Consider the following 19,668-nt stretch of genomic DNA (forward strand, 5'->3'; position numbering starts at 1 on the left):
ACATTCTGGCTTTGGCAATTTCTAGGTCGATTGCATCCGCTTATGGTCCATTTTCCAATCGGACTTTTGCTGGTCGCCCTTTTACTGGAAATCATGGACTGGCAGCGCAAGTCGGTAGCGCTGCGCGATGCGACCAGGATACTCACATGGATAGGAGCAGGAAGCGCTTTACTCGCAGTAGTCTTTGGTTTGCTGCTGGCGGAAGCCGAAGATGCGGCGGGAACCAGTTTTGAAATCCACAAATGGGCAGGTATCACAACGATGGTGCTCGCTGTCGCAGCTACATTCGCATTGCGCTCGCAAAACCGGACAGCATTCCGCTCGCTGTTACTTGTGACCGTATTCGGCGTTTCTTTCGCCGGACATTATGGTGCAATGCTCACCCACGGCGAAGACTATCTGTCGAGCACTTTACCTTCATCAGACCAGCCAAAGGAGCCTTCCGGAACGGACGAAGCCGATTTTGTATTGACCAATACAGGCTCTCTGAACCCGCAGCAGGTACAGGATCTGAATGTAGAAGTGAGGTCGATCCTCGCGCACAACTGTTACAGCTGCCACAGCGAAACGAAAACCAAAGGTGACCTTCGGCTCGATAGTAAAGATGCGATTATGAAAGGCGGCGAAGGCGGCCCGGTCGTTGTGCCAAACCACCCCGATAAAAGCGAAATGATAAGACGCATCAGTCTGCCGAAAGGACATAAAGAAGCCATGCCGACCAAAGGCAAAAGGCTTACAGAACGCGAAGTAAGTATCTTGAAATTCTGGATTGAAAAAGGTGCGCTGTGGCCGGAAGGAAAAGAAAAAAGCATTTACCGCGTAGCCGCGCTCGAACCGCGCCTGCCTGCCGTGCCCTCACCAACCGGAGACCTTACCAAGCCTGTTGACCTGTTTGTAGATGCTTACTTTAAAAAGAATAAAATATCCTGGAAACCGGTAGTCGACGACCGCATTTACATTCGCCGGGTTTACCTTGATGTCATCGGACTGCTTCCTCCACCTGAAAAAGTAGATGCATTTGTTGCGGATACGCGCCCGGACAAGCGTGAATTGCTTGCCAAAGAACTGTTGAACCGCAATGACGATTACGCTCAGCACTGGATGTCGTTCTGGAACGATGCGCTACGTAATGATTACTCCGGTACGGGATATATCACCGGCGGCCGGTTCGACATTACAAAATGGTTGTACACTTCTTTGCAGAATAATAAGCCGTACAACTGGTTTGTGAAAGAGCTTATCAGTCCGAATAAAGCTTCGGAAGGTTTTATTAAAGGTATTAAATGGCGCGGAACGATCAATTCCAGTCAGCGGACTGAGATGCAGGCGGCACAAAATGTATCGCAGGTATTCCTCGGCCTGAACCTGAAATGCGCCTCCTGCCACGACAGTTTTGTAAGCGACTGGAAACTGGCCGATGCCTATGCATTCGCCAATATCTTCGCCGATACGCTGCTTGAAATAAACCGCTGCGATAAGCCAACCGGTAAAATTGCAGGGACAAAAATACTATTTCCCGAACTGGGCGAGATCAGTGTAGATGCAAATACTGAAACACGCCTGCGTCAGCTGGCCGACTTCCTGGTGCAGCCGAAAGACGGCAGACTTTACAGGACCGTAACAAACAGGATCTGGGCTCAGCTGCTCGGCCGCGGCATTATCGAGCCGGTTGATGTGATGGATAATGTTCCATGGAGTGAAGATCTGCTCGACTGGCTGGCTTCGGATTTTGTCGCAAATGGTTATGATATGAAAAAGCTGATCTATACGATCGTGACTTCCAAAACGTACCAACTGCCTTCAACTTCGGTGAAAGAAGCGAATGATATTATGGCCAATGACTACAAGTTCACCGGAATGGTCAGAAAGCGGCTGTCGGCGGAACAGTTTTCAGACGCCATCAGTGTTGCGTTCAAGCCGATGTATGCCGACTCGGCGGTCATGTACAAATTACTGCCGGAAGACATCAAAGCTAAACTACCATTTGCCCGCGCCGCATTCGTCAAAAACGACCCGTTCCTGACTTCGCTGGGCCGGCCAAACCGGGAGACCGTCAGTACGAGCAGGACTTCTCAGGCAAACCTGTTGCAGGCTTTGGAGTTGACGAATGGTAACAAGTTTACGCACACATTAAAACTGGGGTCTAAAGAATGGAAGGCGAAATACCCGACCACAGACTCGCTGGTCACCGCGCTTTACCGCAAATCACTTGGCCGCGAGCCACTCGCCAAAGAGCTGGCAGCAGCTAAGAAAATCCTCGGCCCGACTCCCAATGAGGAAGGAATCCAGGATCTGGTTTGGGCAATTGCACTGGTGCCGGAATTCCAGTTGATATATTAAAAACAAAAATAGGCTCAACCATATTGATATATATAAAAAGTATCATACTAATATATAAAAATATAAGTAATTGACTTTTCATACTTAGAATAATTGTTATTCACACTTAAAGTATCAAAAGTATATATCTATTAAAGATTTCTTTTAGTTAATTTATTGCAAATCAATATTTTAAAATCAAAATCAAAATGAGAAGCAAATGGAATAGGAGGGAGTTTTTGCAGCATGCCAGCGCAGCTACTATGGCAGCTCTGGCCGCAGGAGCTCCGGTTTCAAGCCTGCTTTCTTCTTGCAAGGGCAAATCGGGATCCAACTCTTCCGCAGATACCGTCATACTTTTATGGATGGCAGGAGGAATGGCGCATACCGAAACATTCGATCCCAAGGTTTATACGCCTTTCGAAAAGGATATGGAAGGCAACCGCGTACTGAGCACTTTCAAGTCGTTACCAACCAAACTGGACGGCATTCATTTTTCCGACGGCTTGCAGTCTATCGGAAATGTAATGGATAAAGGAACCCTGATCCGTTCTTATGTAGCGGCCGATATGGGCCACATTCTGCATTCGCGTCACCAGTATCACTGGCATACCTGCTACGAGCCGCCGCAAACCGTCGCGGCTCCGCATATGGGTTCATGGATCGCCAAGGAGCTGGGACCAAAAAATCCGGTCATCCCCGCGTTTGTAGACATCGGACAGCGGTTCACGGTAGGTGAAGCAGAAGAGTTGAAAGCTTTTCATACGGCAGGTTTCCTCGGCAACGAGTTCGGCCCGTTCTTTATTCCTGATCCAAGCCAGGGACTCGAGAGTGTCCGGCCGCCGGTTGGTATGGACGCCAAACGCTTTGAAAGAAGAAACCAGCTTTACAATGAACTGATCAATAACAGTCCGGTAGGAGAGTTCGGCTCCGACTACCAGCGCGAATCGCTGAAACGTTCGATGGAACAGGCATATGCATTGCTCAATTCACCCGAATCGAAAGCATTCGACCTGAGTACTGAGCCAAAAGCCAGCTACGACATTTACAACACCGGCCGGTTTGGCCTCGGCTGCTTACTCGCGCGGAGACTCACTGAGCAGGGTGCAAGATTTATCAGCGTTACCACCGAATATGAGCCATTTAAAGGTTGGGATACGCACGAAAACGGCCACACCAGATTGCAGGAAATGAAAAAGCAAATCGACGGGCCCATCGCCCAGCTGATCAAAGATCTGGATGAAAAAGGCTTGCTCGACCGCACGATGGTAGTGCTCGCCAGTGAATTCAGCCGGGATATGATGGTAGAAGGTAAACCTGACGCGAAAGTGAAGGAGCAGGTTGCTCAGCCTGATATCCTGTCCGACCTGAAATTCTATGGCATGCATCGTCATTTTACCGATGGCGGATCCATGCTGATGTTTGGCGGCGGGATTAAAAAAGGTTTTGTTTATGGAAAAACGGCAGACGAGCGTCCATGCAAAACCATTGAAAACCCGATCAAGATCGACGGCGTGCACCAAACGATTTATCACGCGCTCGGAATTGCAGAAGATACCCAGTATGAAGTAGAGAAGAGACCATTTTATACCACTCCCGACGGTAAAGGAAAGGCGGTTTTGGACTTGCTTTCATAATAATTAAAACGTTTTTGAAAAGCATCTGACAGTATTGTCAGATGCTTTTTTATTTATTATATCCTATAAAGTCTTCCGAATTAAATATTTATTAAAACCAGACAGAGCAGGACAGTCGATACTGGTATTCATTCTAGTATTGCAGCAAATATTACTATGGGAATTAAAAATTGTCTTTTAAGGTCAAAAGAACAGTTTATTATTAGCGTATTCCAATTCTCATCAGCACTTCAATCCAAGCTTTTTGACTGTCACACGAATCGTGGCATAGCTGCACGTGCCAGCCAATTACATTAAACTAAGAATATTTTAAAGTATTTCAATCTATCAAAATGACTATTCCTAACCCATCAGCATTTATTCACCAAAACCCATATGCTATGCCGAAAGTCACCAATTGAAAATTTACGCTGCTTACCATTGAAAGTCCCGCCAGGGACAAAAACCTCGACAGATTAACATTTAAAAGCTAGATCTTATGAATCAAACTCGACAATTTCCCTATTGTTCCGGATTGAATTCGTTCCTAAAACTCTCTTTGAGCCAGGTGCTCATAGGTGCAGCTTGTGGACTGAACGCATACGCCGGTAACAACTACTTAGTTCCGAACACCTATACCGAGCACGGTAAGTTTGCTATTGACAAAAATATCAAAGGCAAAGTAACAGACGAAACGGGCGCAGGCGTCCCCGGTGTGAGTATCCTGGTGAAAGGATCTACAACCGGGACCGTTTCCGATGCGGAAGGTGCTTATTCGATTAACGTGCCGGATCAGGGCGCTGTACTGATTTTTTCTTCGGTGGGCTTCGTGCCTCAGGAAGTACCGGTTGGCAGCAGTAATACTGTCGACATTAAATTGGTTACCGATTCAAAAGCGCTTTCCGAAGTAGTGGTAGTCGGGTACGGCAGCCAGTTGAAAAAGGAAATAACCGGAGCAGTTCAGACGGTCAAGGCCGAAGAGCTTAAAGATATCCCGGTTTCGCAGGTAACACAGAAACTGCAGGGCCGGCTGGCTGGGGTACAGATTAACCAGACTACCGGTAAACCGGGTCAGGGAATGTCTGTCCGTATCCGTGGCCAGGTTTCCGTAACAGCGGGAAGTGACCCATTATATGTAGTCGACGGATTTCCTATTACCGGGACTATTGCACAAATGAACCCGGACGAGATCGAGGACATTACGATCCTGAAAGATGCTGCCTCGACGTCACTTTACGGTTCACGGGCTGCGAACGGGGTAGTGCTGATCACCACCAAACGGGGACAAGCGGGAAAAACCAGCGTAGGTTTCAACGCTTTTTATGGTTTCCAGAAAGTCCCTCAGAAAGGACGCATCGAAATGCTGACTGCGCAGGAATTTGCACAGTTCAAAAAAGAACTGTTTGAGGATGAGAACAGAACACCGCCGAAACCGTTTGATAAACCGGAGGATTTTGCAAATCAAAACAACGACTGGTATGATGCCCTTTTGCGCACAGCGCCTATTCAGAGCTATAACCTGACGGTGAGTTCAAATAAGGAAAATATGCGCACTTCTCTGGTAGCGGGTATTTTCAATCAACAGGGAGTTGTGATCAACAACAACTACAAGCGCTTTTCGCTCCGTATGAATACTGAATACGATATATCCAGCAAAGTGAAGATTGGTTTCAATATCGCCCCGCAATATGTATATGACAACACGCCAAGAACAGACGGCGACCGCGGAACGGGAATTCTCTTTAATGCACTGCATACCTGGCCGGTGATGCCGATCCGTGACGCAAATGGCGATCTGACGAAGTTCAACCGCTTTCCTGATAACACTGGAAATATCTATGCTTATCCAAACTGGGTACGCGCTGCGGACGAGCTTACCAACGAAACCAAAATCACCAAGCTTCTCGGTAACTCTTACCTGCAATACCAACCTATCAGAGGTCTGACGTTGAAATCCACGTTGAACATTGAAATGGAAAGCAACAAGTTCTTCTTTTTCAATCCTTCAACAGCAACAAGTAATATCAACGTCCCCATTCCAACAACAGCTGCTGCGATCCGCCAGAACTACCAGAATTTCTCATGGCTGAATGAAAACCTCGCTACTTACAGTCACAGCTTTAACGATAAACACAATTTTGAGTTGCTGGGCGGGTTTACACAACAAAGGTTCCGCCAGGAATCTGATCGTATTACGACCAATACCTACACGGACGACAGGCTGCCGACTATCCAGGGCGCGCTGAACATCGACCGGGGCGGGTCCTTCAGTTTCAACGGGATCACCGGATCAAATACTTTCAATGATGCTAATGAATGGTCGCTGCTTTCCTATATCTCGCGTTTGACTTATAACTTCAAAGGTAAATACCTGTTCACAGCTGCGGTCCGGGCCGATGGTTCTTCCCGTTTTGGATCTGAAAACAGATGGGGAACTTTCCCGTCGGTATCAGCCGGTTGGGTTTTGTCTGACGAAAATTTCATGCAATCAGTCAACAAGGTATCCTTTGCCAAGTTACGCGCGAGCTACGGGGTAATTGGTAACAATAATATTGGTAACTACACCCAATATGCGCTGGTGAACAATACTACAAATGCCGTTTTCGGAAACACTGTTGCAACGGGTGCCAATGTAACCTCACTGGCAAATCCAAATCTCGGCTGGGAAACAACCAAGCAATTTGATATGGGCTTAGACCTCGGCCTGTTCAACGACCGGATCCAGTTTATCTACGACTTTTACACCAAGCGCACCACGAATCTGTTGTACGCGGTGCAGGTTCCTCAGGAAGCAGGATTTACCAATTTCAATGATAATATAGGTGAGATCAAATTCTGGGGACATGAATTCTCGATCACTTCCCGCAATCTCGAGGGTGCGCTGAAATGGACAACCAATGCAAACATTTCATTCAACCGCAACAAGGTGATGGAGCTGGCTCCGGGTATTGACCGCGTGTATGGAACGTTCCACATTACCCAGGTAGGACAGCCGTTTGGGCAGTTTTACGGTATGGTTAAAGAAGGTTTCTACGAAAGTGCCGAAGATCTGGCCAAGTACCCGATCATTCCGGGCCGTTCTGCGATCGGAACGATCAGATTACGTGACGTAAACGGCGACGGAAAGATTACCTACGGTGGTGATACCGACGACCGCACAATCATTGGAAGTCCGTTTCCTAAATTCACTTATGGTATTACTAACAACCTGAGCTATAAAAACTGGGATCTGTCGATTGTTGGATCGGGTTCTCAGGGCAACCAGCTTTGGGTACGCCACTTGTACAGTACAGCAAACCTCGACGGTGTTTTCAATATGGTTGCGGGTGTAAAAGACCGGTTCCGCGTGAAAAACATTACCGATGAGAAAGGGGTGGGAGTTGCTACCACTGTGATCTCGAAAGGCAAGGGAATGTATGGTGCGACCAATAACGGAGGAAACTTCACCGGTATCGAGCGCGACTGGAACAGCTCTCACTTCCTGGCAGATGCTTCTTACTTTACGATCAAGAACGTTACGCTGGGATACAATATCGGTATAGCGAATAAATTTTTCAAATCTGCACGTTTGTATGCTTCCGTTCAACAACTGTATGTATTTACAAAATACTGGGGCGGGCCGAATCCTGAAACCAGCGCAAATGGTGCAGGAAATGGGGACGGCGGCAACCTGAGCCAGGGCGTTGATTTCTCCAACTACCCTGTACCACGTACCTGGACGTTAGGCGTCAACCTCAACTTTTAAGTAAGATCAGTAACAGACTCATTTTAATCTGAAAAGAAATGAAAATAAGATATATAGCAGCATGGTTCCTGGCTACGGCCCTGACCAGTTGTGGCGATAATTTCCTGAGTGTGATCCCGGAAACTTCATTGAGCTCGGGGATCTTCTTCTCGTCGCAAAATGATTTCCAGCAAGCCGTAAATGCAGCATACGTACCGCTCCGCCAGATGTTCAATGAACGCGCCTGGGTATTGGAAGAGATGCATTCCGACAATACATACTATGCACGAAACGTGCTCTACGGTGCAGTGGATGCTACTGAAAACGTGGCGGATTTCGCTATACCGACAGCCGGCGGTGTCACTGCGAATGATAACGTGTTGGTACAATACAGGCTTAACTATCAGATCATTTCACGTACCAATCAGATATTGGTACTGATCGACAATGTGGAATTTGATGAAACAGTTAAGAAAAATCTGAAAGGACAGGCATTGTTCCTGCGCGCGTTTGCCTATTTCGATCTGATCCGTCTTTTCGGAAAAGTGCCTTTGCATCTTGAACCGGTAACAGGCCGCGAAGACGCTGCTTTGCCGCTATCGTCCGCCGAAGAAGTGTATGCACAGATTGAAAAAGATGCGACCGAGGCGAGTACCCTGCTTCCGGACAAAGCAAAACAGGAAGCCGGCCGCGCTACTTCGGGTGCTGCAAAAACGCTTCTTGCCAACCTGTACCTCACCCAGAAAAAATGGGCACAGGTCGAACCGCTGATGAAAGCTGTGGTTACAAATGACGGGTACACACTCATGCCTGATTACGCGAATGCGTTTTCAACAACCACGTCAAACAAGAACAACCAGGAGTCGGTTTTCGAGATCCAGTATATGGAAGGATCGGCGGGCTACAATGGGAACCAGATTTACCGTTTCCTTCCATCGCCGATCACAGCGACTGAAATTGCGCCGATCACCGGAACTGCAAATCCGCAGGGAACTTCTCAGGAAAGTAACAACATTCCTACGCCGGACCTGATCGCCGCCTATGAGGCGGGTGACAAAAGGAAGGAAGCATCTATCGGTTATGTGACGTTGAGTTCCAGCCAGGTGGAAAATAAGGTTTACCCTTATATCAAGAAGTACGCAAAAACGCATGCATTGCACAATAATACAGGTCAAAACTGGCCGGTATACCGTTACTCGGAAGTGCTGTTGTTCTTGGCTGAATCCCTGAACGAGCAGGGCAAAACAACAGAGGCGGCAACTTACCTGAACCAGGTACGTACCCGCGCCGGACTAGCGGCCACTACGGCGACTTCACAAGCTACCATGCGCGAAGCGATCTTTAAGGAAAGACGTGTTGAGCTGGCTTTCGAGAACAAACGCTGGTTTGACCTTACCCGCACGGGTCGTGTGAAAGAGATCATCGCCGCTTATGGTGCAAAAGTGAAGGCTAATCCCGCGGCTTACTACTTCCCGAAAGGTGCAGTTCCCCCGCCAAACGCATTCACTGTGCTTGACGACTACTACGGATTACCAGCCGTAGAAGCAGCTTTGACGCCGCATTTTTAAATTGAATTTTGAATGATTGAATGAGCGAATGATTGAATGAGCCGCCATGGAACTGGCAATGAGTGAGATGTGAATGAGTGGATCTTTGCCTTCGATTACTTCAAATTCTGGCGCATTTGACACAAAGAAGCGCAGCTAGCTGCGCTTCTTTGGTTTTAGATCAAACCAGCATTTTAGCGATCGTCAAAACACTTACGCATTAACATTCCCCGTTCCAAAGCTGCACATTCAATCATTCAATCACCCCGTTCCCCCGACACAACAGGATGGTCTCGTGAAACATAACTTATAATATTGCGACAATCAGATTATTTGAAGTTTTAGTTAGTTTTATTTAAGATATTAACGTAGCTGAAATATGCGCATAACTTTACTGATTTGTGCTGGTGCCTGAACCGGCTTCGCAGCGAATAACCACTTCTTAACCTATTTTTTATCAAAAACACTGAGCTGTAAAATGTACACTAAAAAACAATGGTTAAAACTTCCGATGACACTCGCGGTACTGCTTGCTGTGGGTGTTTTTTGCGGAGTAATGCTGAGTAACCGAACCGCGAAACACCGCCCGCCAGGTTCAAAAGTTGACAAACTCAAATTGCCGGAAGGCTTCAAAGCGGAACATTTATATAGTCCGTCGGAGGAGAAAAACGGGTCGTGGGTTTCCATGACGTTCGACGATAAAGGCAGAATGATCACCTCTGATCAGTACGGTGGTCTTTTCCGTCTGGTACTTCCCCCAATCGGCTCGACTGAAAAGCCGACTGTTGAGACTTTGAAAGTAGAAGGCGATACAGCTAAGGTGGCAATGGGCTACGCGCATGGTTTGTTGTATGCATTCAACAGCCTTTATGTAATGATCAACAACCGCGAAAACGCAAGATTTCCGAAGGGAAGCGGACTTTACAGGTTGCAAGATACCAACAATAACGATCAGTATGATAAGATTACACTAGTTAAACCACTGGTAGGAGAAGGCGAGCACGGGCCTCATAGCATCGTACTTTCGCCTGATAAAAAATCTCTTTATGTAGTCGCAGGTAATTTTACCGATCTTCCAAAAATGGACAGCTATCGTCTGATGCCTAACTGGAAGAATGACAATTTGTTCCCATTCATAAAGGATCCCCGCGGCCATGCTGCTGACAGGCACGCGCCGGGAGGCTGGATTGCCAAAACGGATCCGGATGGAAAGAGCTGGGAGCTGGTGAGTGCGGGCTACCGTAACTCATATGATATCGCCTTCAATGAAGCCGGCGACCTTTTTATTTATGATTCTGATATGGAGTGGGATTTTGGTACTCCCTGGTATCGCCCGACACGCGTCTGCCACGCAACAAGCGGCGGCGATTATGGATGGAGAACCGGTTCAGCAAACACCTCGCCCGCATTCGCGGACTTCCTTCCCCCGATCATGAACATAGGTCAGGGATCACCTACGAACCTGATCTACCTGAGCGACGCAAGGTTTCCCGCAAAATACAAGAATACGCTATTGGCATTCGACTGGAGTTTTGGTATTGTTCACGGTCTGCATTTGAAACCAAACGGTTCGACTTACTCAGCGGATCATGAAGAATTCCTTTCCGGCGCGCCGCTTCCTTTGACTGACGGAGCGATCGGCCCGGACGGAGCATTGTACTTTTTGACCGGCGGTCGTCGCCTTGAATCCGACCTGTACCGCGTTTATTATGGTGATTATAAAAATATCCCAGCTGGTTCCAATACAGTTAAACCGGTATTGACGCCAGAGCATAACCAGCGTACGGAGCTCGAAAAATTCCATGCTAAAAAAGATCCGAAGGCTGTTGAAACGTCCTGGCCTTACCTCAAAAGCCCGGACCGTTTTCTACGATTTGCTGCACGGTTAGCGATTGAACATCAGCCAGTTGCTGAATGGGAAAATAAGGTTTATGCAGAAAAGGACCCGCAAACCCTGATTTATGCTTCGATTGCACTGGCCAGAGAAGGCGATTCGACGAAAGTTGGAGGGCCTATCCTGAAAGGATTGACCAAAATAGATTATGCGAAATTGGATGACCTGCAGAAACAAGCTTTGCTACGCGCCGTTGAAGTAACCCTGTATCGCACAGGCCAGCCTGACGCCGCTACAAAACAGGCCGTTATCGCATATCTGAACCCTAAATATCCGTCTCCGAATGCATTGCAGAACCGCTTTTTGAGCAAGATACTGGTAACTCTGGAAGCTCCGAAAGTAGTTGAAAAGACATTGGCCCTGATCGCGAAAAACGAAAAATTCGATGACAAGGATAATGAAATGGTGACTGCTTCCGCTGATCTGATCCTCCGTAACCCACAATACGGTCTGGACCTGGCTGGTTTGCTCGAAAAAATGCCGCCACAGCAGCAGATGTTTTACGCCATCATGCTTAGCAGTGCTAAAACAGGTTGGACACCGGCTTTGAGAGAAGAATATTTCAAATGGTTTCACAAGGCATTCAGTTATCAGGGAGGTCGCAGTTACATTGGTTTTATAGATAAAGCCCGTCAGCTCGCATTGAAGAATGTACCTCAGGATCAGGTAGCTAAGTACAATAAATTATCAGGTAGCGAACTGCTTACAGGTTCTGGTAACGATCTTGTAAAAATGTATTCACCAAAAGGTCCAGGTCGCGGCTGGAAACTGGAAGAAGCTGTTAAGCTGGTTCAGGACAGCCTGGCTAACCGTGATTTTGAACGCGGAAAGATGATATTCTCAGCTGTACTGTGTAATCGTTGCCACGTTATTCAGGGCGAAGGCTCTGATGTAGGCCCTGATTTGACGCAATTGGGAACCCGTTTTTCTGTTAAGGATATGCTGGAATCGATCATCGATCCGAATAAAGCGATCTCCGATCAGTTCGGATCTGTTGCTTACACGATGAAAAACGGAGAATCGATCGTAGGTCGCCAGATCAACGAGGATGCTAATTTTTACTATATCGCGCAGAATCCTTTTGATTCTAAAACAGTGAGAAAACTGAGCAAAAAAGAAGTAGCATCGACAAAAATGTCAACAGTATCCGTAATGCTACCAGGCTTAATCAATGGATTGAACCCGAACGAATTGCGTGACCTGGTGGCTTATTTAATGTCCGGCGGTAACAAAAACAACCCGATTTATTCCGAATCAGGAGCTGCAAAAGGCGGCAAGTAGATCAACGTTTTTTTGAGTAGAATATAGTTTATTAAGCTTAAGATAGTGGTGTTGCGTGTTGTACCGTTCAGCTTTCAAGTTGACGATACCGGCAGCATCACTACTTTTTTTGAGCAAAATCATTTATTTAAATCTTGCAATGAATAAGATTTCAGGCAGAAGAAAAGCTTTGAAAAACCTGGCCCTGGGTGCAGGTATTGTACCCTTTACCACTTCTTTATCAAAGGCATTTTCTGATTCTAAAAATGCACTCGGCCCAAAACTGAATGGAAAGATTAATCATTCAGTCTGCAAGTGGTGTTACAGCAAAATCCCGCTGGAAACATTTGCCGAAGAATGTAAGAAGATTGGTTTGACCTCCATTGAACTTCTTGGGCCGAAAGAATGGCCGGTAATTAAAAAATATGGCCTAACCTGCGCGCTGCCATGGGGTGAAGGATTGACAAGAAATATCGAAAAGGGTTTTAACGATCCTGCCAACCACGACGAGCTTGTCAAAGGTTTTGAAGATGTGATACCCAAAGTGCAGGCTGCGGGTTATGATAAGATCATATGCTTTTCGGGCAACCGCCGCGGCATGTCTGACGTGGATGGAATGCGCAATTGTGCAGTGGGAATAAAGAAGCTGATCCCGCTTTGCGAGAAGCATAATGTAACGCTGGTAATGGAATTGCTCAATAGCAAAGTCAACCACCGTGACTACATGTGCGACCGGACGGAGTGGGGGGCAGGCCTTTGCGATATGGTCGGTTCTGAAAAATTTAAATTGCTATACGATATTTATCATATGCAAATCCAGGAAGGTGATGTAATCGCGACCATCAAAAAGTATCACAAATACATCGCGCATTACCACACTGGCGGCGTTCCGGGCCGGCACGAAATTGACGAAACGCAGGAGCTGTATTATCCCACGATTATGAAAGCAATTGTGGAAACCGGTTACAAAGGTTTTGTCGGACAGGAATTTGTTCCAAGCCGAAACGATGATCTTGCTTCGTTGAAACAAGGAGTTACCATTTGTGATATCGCCTGATTTACCCCAAATATCAACCATATGTCAACCAGACGTAACGCATTAAAAAATATTGCCGCCGGTACAGCCGGTGTGCTTTCGATATCTGAAGTTTTCGCCGCAACCGAAAAAGCATTAGGCCCGCAATTAAAAGGAAAGATCAATCACTCGGTCTGTAAATGGTGTTACAGCAAAATTCCGCTGGACACATTTGCACAGGAATGCAAAAAGATCGGAATTACCTCGATCGAGCTACTCGGCCCGGAAGACTGGCCGACTTTGAAAAAATACGGACTCACTTGTGCATTGCCAAATGGCGCAGGAATGGGAATTGAAAAAGGCTTCAATGATCCGGCCTTGCATGATGAACTTGTGAAAAGTTACGAAGACCTTTTTCCAAAATTAAAAGAAGCCGGTTACTCTACAGTGATCTGCTTTTCGGGTAACCGCCGCGGGATGTCGGACTATGATGGCATGCGGAATTGTGCGATCGGATTGAGACGGTTAATGCCTTCTGCTGAGAAGTACGGCATTACGATGATCATGGAACTGCTCAATAGCAAAGTCAATCATAAGGATTATATGTGCGACCACACAGCCTGGGGCGCGGGACTTTGCGAAATGGTTGGCTCTGAGCACTTTAAGTTGCTTTATGATATCTACCACATGTCGATCATGGAAGGCGACGTGATCGCTACGATCAATAAATATCATAAATACATTGGACATTACCACACGGGCGGCGTGCCTGGAAGAAATGAGATCGACGAAGGACAGGAGCTATATTATCCGGCGATCATGAAGGCGATCGCGGATACGGGTTTCAAAGGCTTCGTTGCGCAGGAGTTTATACCAAAAAGAGAGCCGCTTGCAAGTTTAAAGCAATGCGTGGAAATATGTGATATTGCCTGAAAGAGTTGAGCGGGAGAGCGGGTTAATCTTCAAATACGATTTCACTTTCGTTACAATACTTCAAACGTTTCCCGGTGTCGATCTTTCCAGGATCTGCACCGGGAATTATTTTGTCCCGGAAATAAATCTGCCGGTTATCACAGCTGCAGTGAAATTCTTCGCTGATAATTTTGAATGTGGTTGGATTGGCATTTCTCAATTCTTTACCGCGCCAGAATACTTTGGCAAAATCCTTTGTATAATACCCCGACAAAACCTGGAAGGATTGGGAATCAGCGTTCTCAACTTTTTCAAGTCGGGAATCGCTGAGCAGAAATACCTGCGATTTGTCTTTTGAATATCCGTGACTGAGCGGAACAAAAGAACTCACATCTGCGGAGTCAATCCGAATGTCATTTGCTATGATTCCTTTTGAATCTCTGAAATATTCAATGTAACCGTGCTGCCCGAGATATTTCAAATTTTCAGGATCATCTGAAACGATGTGGTCGCCGAGGTAGACGTGCTTGCTGTCTTTGTAAAATCCACCTTCGATTTTAGTGAAGTTCGCAGGATCATTTGAAAGAATCGAATGCAGGTGATACACGGAGTTGATATCTTTTGCTAAGCCGTATTCCAGAACCTGGAACGTTTTGGAATCTGCACCTTTTATGAGCCGACCGGCAAAGTATACAACTTTTCTATCACCAGCATATTCGGCTGCATATTCGTTCCCTGGAAATCGCTGATCGAAGACTTCAAATTTGCTCGCGTCTGCTTCGATCAGTTCACTTAGAGAGGCATTAGAGAACCCGCCATAAAAATATGCTTTTCCATTTTTCACATAGTATCCGCGGGAAGTGAGAGTGCCGGGCTTGAATCCGGACTTGCTGTCTGAGCAAGAGAATATGCTCGACAAAATCCCTAATAGGCTCATAATTGTAAAGATCTTTGCGACTGGACGGTTATTAACCATATTCGTTTCCTGATTTGGCATTTAAATTCTCAAAGTTGGCATAAAATGCCAAAAAGTATCTTTTTCTCGGGGCTTACAGCTAGCTCGCGGTGGTTTCGGAGTTTGATTACTAGCAAATTGCAAAAGTTATACACGATTTATTAATACCATAAACTCACGGATTCATACTGATAGTCAAGGTTCTGAATAAGTTTTAGCAGCTATTCCGGGCGCTGAGAATTGAATAAAACATTAGATCTGAACCATAGACGGGAATACTTAAATCTAAGGAGGACTAAAATAGTTACAATTGTTGTATAATTTATATTATGTTAAATAGATTTCTAGACTAGCAATGTGATTGCTAGTCTTTCCCTATCTTACGACATGTATCAGTTTTGATACGATATCATTCAGTCTTCTAAACTGTAAGATATATTTACCCGTCGGCAGAGTCGCGACACTCAGCTGTCCGGTCTGTCCCTCAGCAATATTCAAAAATCTGAGTTTCTGTCCGTTAAGTGAAATCAATTCAACCATCGCACCGTTACGCCAGCTTCCGCTCAGGTCAAACGTTATTTTGTCAGTCGCCGGATTTGGATAGATATTTATTTGTTCTGCCAGATCCCGGCGGACGATAATTATTTTGCTGTAAGCAAATGACCCGTCGGTATCTATGGATTTCAACCGGTAATAAGTCCTGCCGGCTGTAACTGCTTGGTGTGTAAACATATATTCCGCTTTCCTCCCGGCGTCGAGCTCACCCAGTTGTTCAAAATGTTTGCCGTCCCTCGCTGCTTCAACAGCATAATGCGCAACATCCATTTCCTCAGTTACTTTCCAGAGCAATGTAACCCTATCGTTTTCCATGAATGCATGGAAGCTGATGAAGTTTACTGGCAAGGCGCCAAAGTTGTCGGTGCCTGGACTACCGCCGGCCGAAGATCTTACGGCCCAGTTTGCAGCATTGGTATTATCATAGAGCGGTGTTTTCAATTCAAGGGATTTACCACCACCATCTGCGGACGTTGGCCATGGCGCTGTATCCGAGTATGTTACATCGTCGATTATATTTCCGAATGCGTCTGAAAGTAACAGTCTTTGCGATCTATTTGACAGGTTTCTGGTAAATTGCCCAAAAGGCTGAAATCCATATTTGGTGGCGAAAGCGGACGTATTACTGGCGATCACTACAAAACCACCCGCGTCAACCGTGGAATTGGCGGGAAACTGGTAACTCAGACCCAACCCAGCGAAATACAAACCCGATAAATTGACCCGGCTGCTCCCCTGATTTTTGATCTCAATAAATTCCAGATCGTTACTCACACCGGCGGGGCCTGCCGGAGAGTTGTACATGATTTCATTGATCACCAGCTGGGGCATGGAAGGATTAGCACAGCCAGCGAACGGACCGAGATTATTCGTCATCCACGTACTTCTGTCCTGAATGAATTGCTTCAGATAAATAATCCGATTGTCAAAGTTTCCTATTGTATGCCAGCGCGCTTCGTCCCTTGCAGCAGCGGCTGTAATGATACTTTTGACTGATTCAATTTCATTATGTAAAACGTTGATATTTAACGGCATGCCTGCCTGAGTAAGCGTATTCCATCTTTTTGAGAGGTAGCACCGATACTCGGGATTGTAAAACATTTGTCTGAAAAACCGGGGGCCTTCATTACTCCCATTTTCAAATTGCCAGTCAGTAACTCTGGAACGAGCATCGATTTCCCCTCCCACGATACCGAAGCCATAATTGAAATCCCAGACCGGCCCTACTCGCAATTTGCCATTCCGGTCCTTATGGAAAAATGTACTGTATTTATAAGCGTCAATGCTGCTGCCGATTTCACTGACGAGCATATAGTCCAGAAAAGTCGGAATATCAACAATTGAGGGAAAACCGTCGGTTACGGAAGCATTATTTGCGTCCGTTTTACTTTCCAGATCCCGAAAGACTGACTCAATATAAGCACCCTGTTGTCCCGTGATGACACCTGGCTCCGGCGTATCGTGAATAAAATCAATAGTCTCGTTGTATCCATTCAAATTGTTTCCGTTCATGACGAATGCTACGGGGTCTCCCCCGGTCGTCTTGTCCGCTTTAATAATGTAACCACCTGTTATATTGGGAGTTGCATTATCAGTTATTTCCAGGTCCACTAGGTCTACCCTATTCCCGTCGACTTTGATCTTTTCCTGCAGCATATAAATGCCGCGATACTCTGAATTCACAAAAACTTCGCAGTAGACCGTGCGTGACGCATAATGTCCTGCGTTACGAAACATGGCATATGCCAGATAGTCGTGCATCAAACTTGGGTCAAAGATTAGCCCATTCAAAATCCAGTCATTTTCACTAGGCATTCCAAGCAGGGACACATTTCTGTTATTCACATTGTCGCTTTGCCTGGTTTCAAAACCGTACGATTTTTTTGGCGATGCCTGCGAGCTTGAGCCACGTATTTCGATTGCTATTCTTCCGTCATAGTTTAAGCTGGCGGGATTCGTAATGTCGGAGTAGTTATTTATTTGCCCCGGACCATTGTATATTATCTTCATCCCCGCTCCTACCTTAGGCTCATCTACAATCTCAAAGTCGGAATTAATGACGACAATTGGCAGATTGCTTGAAAGCGATTGAGAAAATACCGGGCCTGCTGCGGCCAAAATGGAAATTGTAATAACTACAAATCGACAGACCATGGCGGGTGGAATTGACTAGTGAGCACGGCAATGCTTTAATTAACTCGCAAATGTCTTAGCATTAGCTGTTAAAGGTAAAAATTCTAATTGTTGAATTGTTTAAAGGAAAAATAGTATTTATTAAATGGTAAAATTGAGCAAAAAAAGAGAGCGCTGAAATCAGCACTCTCCTAAATAAGTTATTAAAACTATTTCTGACTATTGCTCCTCAACACAAGCAACATTTTTGCTGGCAAATTGCTCCAACACTCCGTTAACAATTCCAAGCGTTTCTTTTGCTTCCGCTTCGTCCTTCGCCTGAATTGCTTTTTCAAAATATGGTTTTGCCTTTTTGAATTTGCCACACACACGACCTTCGATTTCTTTACCTTTTGCCTGGTAATCAGTCATGTTCATGTTGTCAACTTCACCTTTCAGTATAACCGCCTCATTGAAGTAGAATACGCCAAGGTTGAAGAGTGCATCGTAGTTTGCCGGATCAATTTCCAGAACTTTCTTATAGTTAGCCATCGCTTTCGCGCTTGCATCAGCTTGTTTGGCTTTCAGGTCTGCAAGTTCTTTCTCCATCGCTGCGGTATCATTTCCTTTGGCAGCGGCCTGGGCAGCGCTTACTTCGCCTTCCATTTTGGCAATAGCTTCAAGCGTCTCTTTTTTCTTCGCATTCACGTCGGCTAGCTGGCGTTTCAAATCGGCGTTTTTTGGCTGCTTTTTAATTAGCCCGCTGATACGCTTTACCTCGCCGTCGTAAACTTCAATTTTCCCTTTCTCGCTTTCCAGGTTCTTCGTCATGGTAGCAACAGAATTACTTCCAGCTCCCATTTTGGTCGAAATCTGCTTGATCTTATCGTTAGCCGTGCGCTGCATGTTATCATACAAAATAGCCAGATTAACGATGTTTTGCGTATTCTTGGGATCAGATTGCGCCAGTGCTTCAAGTTCCTGAATTGCCTGCTCCTCTTTTCCCGAAGCTAACAAGATGTTAACGATCTCCGCTTTCAGGTCTTTGTTGTTTGGAGCCTGTTTCAAACCGGTATTAAGCGTTTCGATTGCTTTATCGAAATTGTTTTCCGCACGGTACAATTGAGCCAGTCCGTAAAAAACGCTTGGATCTTTACCACCGTTCGCTGCATAAGCTTCAAAGGATTTCTTAGCTTCTTCCTTCTTATCAAGCTGTTGCGCTGCGATACCACCGTACAAAGAAGCGAGTGTATCTTTTTTATTGATATCCTGCGCCATTGTGAACATTTCCAATGCACCGTTCAAGTTTTTAGCCTGATATTTTTCGGCACCTTGTTTTACGAAGGCATTGAAAAGCTGTGTACCCTCTCCTGCCGTAAGCGCGCTGGTAGCTTCTTTCGAAGATTTTCCCGGCTCTCCCTTTTTGGTCACGTCAAGCTCGACTACCTTCTTGTAAGCTTCCATAGCAGTTTTTGCTGCACTAGAGTCAACCTCAGAAGCCTGGGAAGCGATGTTTTCGTAAAGTTTGGCGCGTTCCATCCAAAATGAAGCTTTTGCACTTGCCTTTGGATCGCTTACATCTTTATCGCTTTTCTCTTTATCCTTTCGAAATCCGTCTACCAGAGCCTTGTTGACAGCGTCGTCCTGCGAAAATGCTGCGAAGCTGAAAAGGCTTAGTGCAGATACAAAAATCAGTCTTTTCATAAAATATTTACTTTGATTGTGATTGGTTGTTCGAATGCTAAATATAAATCAATTA

At 45.9% G+C, this 19,668-nt stretch carries 10 protein-coding genes; 7 read left to right on the plus strand and 3 right to left on the minus strand.

All coding sequences use genetic code 11. The features are described 5' to 3' along the window. Nucleotides 1–42: 42 nt before the first annotated feature. The 7 genes from FXO21_RS25250 (at nucleotide 43) to FXO21_RS25280 (ending at nucleotide 14,308) form a co-directional block, all read left to right on the plus strand. Nucleotides 43–2,340, plus strand: a complete 2,298-nt coding sequence (locus FXO21_RS25250) for a DUF1549 domain-containing protein (RefSeq protein WP_225865860.1) — start codon at nucleotides 43–45, stop codon at nucleotides 2,338–2,340. A 188-nt stretch (nucleotides 2,341–2,528) separates the two neighbouring features. Beyond that, on the plus strand, nucleotides 2,529–3,956 hold the full coding sequence (locus tag FXO21_RS25255) for a DUF1501 domain-containing protein (RefSeq protein ID WP_149642687.1): 1,428 nt from the start codon (nucleotides 2,529–2,531) through the stop codon (nucleotides 3,954–3,956). A gap of 478 nt (nucleotides 3,957–4,434) precedes the next feature. Beyond that, entirely contained in the window at nucleotides 4,435–7,680 is a 3,246-nt protein-coding gene (locus FXO21_RS25260; protein ID WP_149642688.1) for a SusC/RagA family TonB-linked outer membrane protein, read from the plus strand. A gap of 38 nt (nucleotides 7,681–7,718) precedes the next feature. Then, nucleotides 7,719–9,227, plus strand: a complete 1,509-nt coding sequence (locus FXO21_RS25265; protein ID WP_149642689.1) for a RagB/SusD family nutrient uptake outer membrane protein — start codon at nucleotides 7,719–7,721, stop codon at nucleotides 9,225–9,227. A 457-nt stretch (nucleotides 9,228–9,684) separates the two neighbouring features. Further along, nucleotides 9,685–12,381 (plus strand): c-type cytochrome, encoded by a 2,697-nt coding sequence (locus FXO21_RS25270; RefSeq protein ID WP_149642690.1) that lies wholly within the window; start codon nucleotides 9,685–9,687, stop codon nucleotides 12,379–12,381. 139 nt (nucleotides 12,382–12,520) lie between these two features. Then, nucleotides 12,521–13,417: a hydroxypyruvate isomerase family protein gene (locus FXO21_RS25275; RefSeq protein ID WP_149642691.1), complete on the plus strand. Its 897-nt coding sequence runs from the start codon at nucleotides 12,521–12,523 to the stop codon at nucleotides 13,415–13,417. Nucleotides 13,418–13,438: 21 nt separating this feature from the next. Then, nucleotides 13,439–14,308 carry a hydroxypyruvate isomerase family protein gene (locus tag FXO21_RS25280; protein ID WP_149642692.1) on the plus strand — a complete coding sequence of 290 codons (870 nt, stop codon included), beginning with the start codon at nucleotides 13,439–13,441 and terminating at the stop codon, nucleotides 14,306–14,308. A gap of 22 nt (nucleotides 14,309–14,330) precedes the next feature. Here FXO21_RS25280 and FXO21_RS25285 read toward each other — a convergent pair whose 3' ends face one another. From FXO21_RS25285 to FXO21_RS25295, 3 genes are all read right to left on the minus strand, one after another. After that, nucleotides 14,331–15,284 carry a DKNYY domain-containing protein gene (locus FXO21_RS25285; protein ID WP_149642693.1) on the minus strand — a complete coding sequence of 318 codons (954 nt, stop codon included), beginning with the start codon at nucleotides 15,282–15,284 and terminating at the stop codon, nucleotides 14,331–14,333. A gap of 333 nt (nucleotides 15,285–15,617) precedes the next feature. Next, nucleotides 15,618–17,951 carry a CotH kinase family protein gene (locus tag FXO21_RS25290; protein WP_149642694.1) on the minus strand — a complete coding sequence of 778 codons (2,334 nt, stop codon included), beginning with the start codon at nucleotides 17,949–17,951 and terminating at the stop codon, nucleotides 15,618–15,620. 198 nt (nucleotides 17,952–18,149) lie between these two features. Further along, entirely contained in the window at nucleotides 18,150–19,613 is a 1,464-nt protein-coding gene (locus FXO21_RS25295; protein ID WP_149642695.1) for a tetratricopeptide repeat protein, read from the minus strand. Nucleotides 19,614–19,668 lie beyond the last annotated feature (55 nt).

The organism is Dyadobacter sp. UC 10 (genome assembly GCF_008369915.1).
In the GTDB taxonomy this organism is placed as follows: Bacteria; Bacteroidota; Bacteroidia; order Cytophagales; family Spirosomataceae; genus Dyadobacter.

Excerpts from the sequence above, each read along its gene's own strand:
- FXO21_RS25250 (WP_225865860.1), top strand. The coding sequence starts at position 43 with ATGGTCCATTTTCCAATCGGACTTTTGCTGGTCGCCCTTTTACTGGAA.
- FXO21_RS25255 (WP_149642687.1), top strand. The coding sequence starts at position 2,529 with ATGAGAAGCAAATGGAATAGGAGGGAGTTTTTGCAGCATGCCAGCGCA.
- FXO21_RS25260 (WP_149642688.1), top strand. The coding sequence starts at position 4,435 with ATGAATCAAACTCGACAATTTCCCTATTGTTCCGGATTGAATTCGTTC.
- FXO21_RS25265 (WP_149642689.1), top strand. The coding sequence starts at position 7,719 with ATGAAAATAAGATATATAGCAGCATGGTTCCTGGCTACGGCCCTGACC.
- FXO21_RS25270 (WP_149642690.1), top strand. The coding sequence starts at position 9,685 with ATGTACACTAAAAAACAATGGTTAAAACTTCCGATGACACTCGCGGTA.
- FXO21_RS25275 (WP_149642691.1), top strand. The coding sequence starts at position 12,521 with ATGAATAAGATTTCAGGCAGAAGAAAAGCTTTGAAAAACCTGGCCCTG.
- FXO21_RS25280 (WP_149642692.1), top strand. The coding sequence starts at position 13,439 with ATGTCAACCAGACGTAACGCATTAAAAAATATTGCCGCCGGTACAGCC.
- FXO21_RS25285 (WP_149642693.1), bottom strand. The coding sequence starts at position 15,284 with ATGCCAAATCAGGAAACGAATATGGTTAATAACCGTCCAGTCGCAAAG.
- FXO21_RS25290 (WP_149642694.1), bottom strand. The coding sequence starts at position 17,951 with ATGGTCTGTCGATTTGTAGTTATTACAATTTCCATTTTGGCCGCAGCA.
- FXO21_RS25295 (WP_149642695.1), bottom strand. The coding sequence starts at position 19,613 with ATGAAAAGACTGATTTTTGTATCTGCACTAAGCCTTTTCAGCTTCGCA.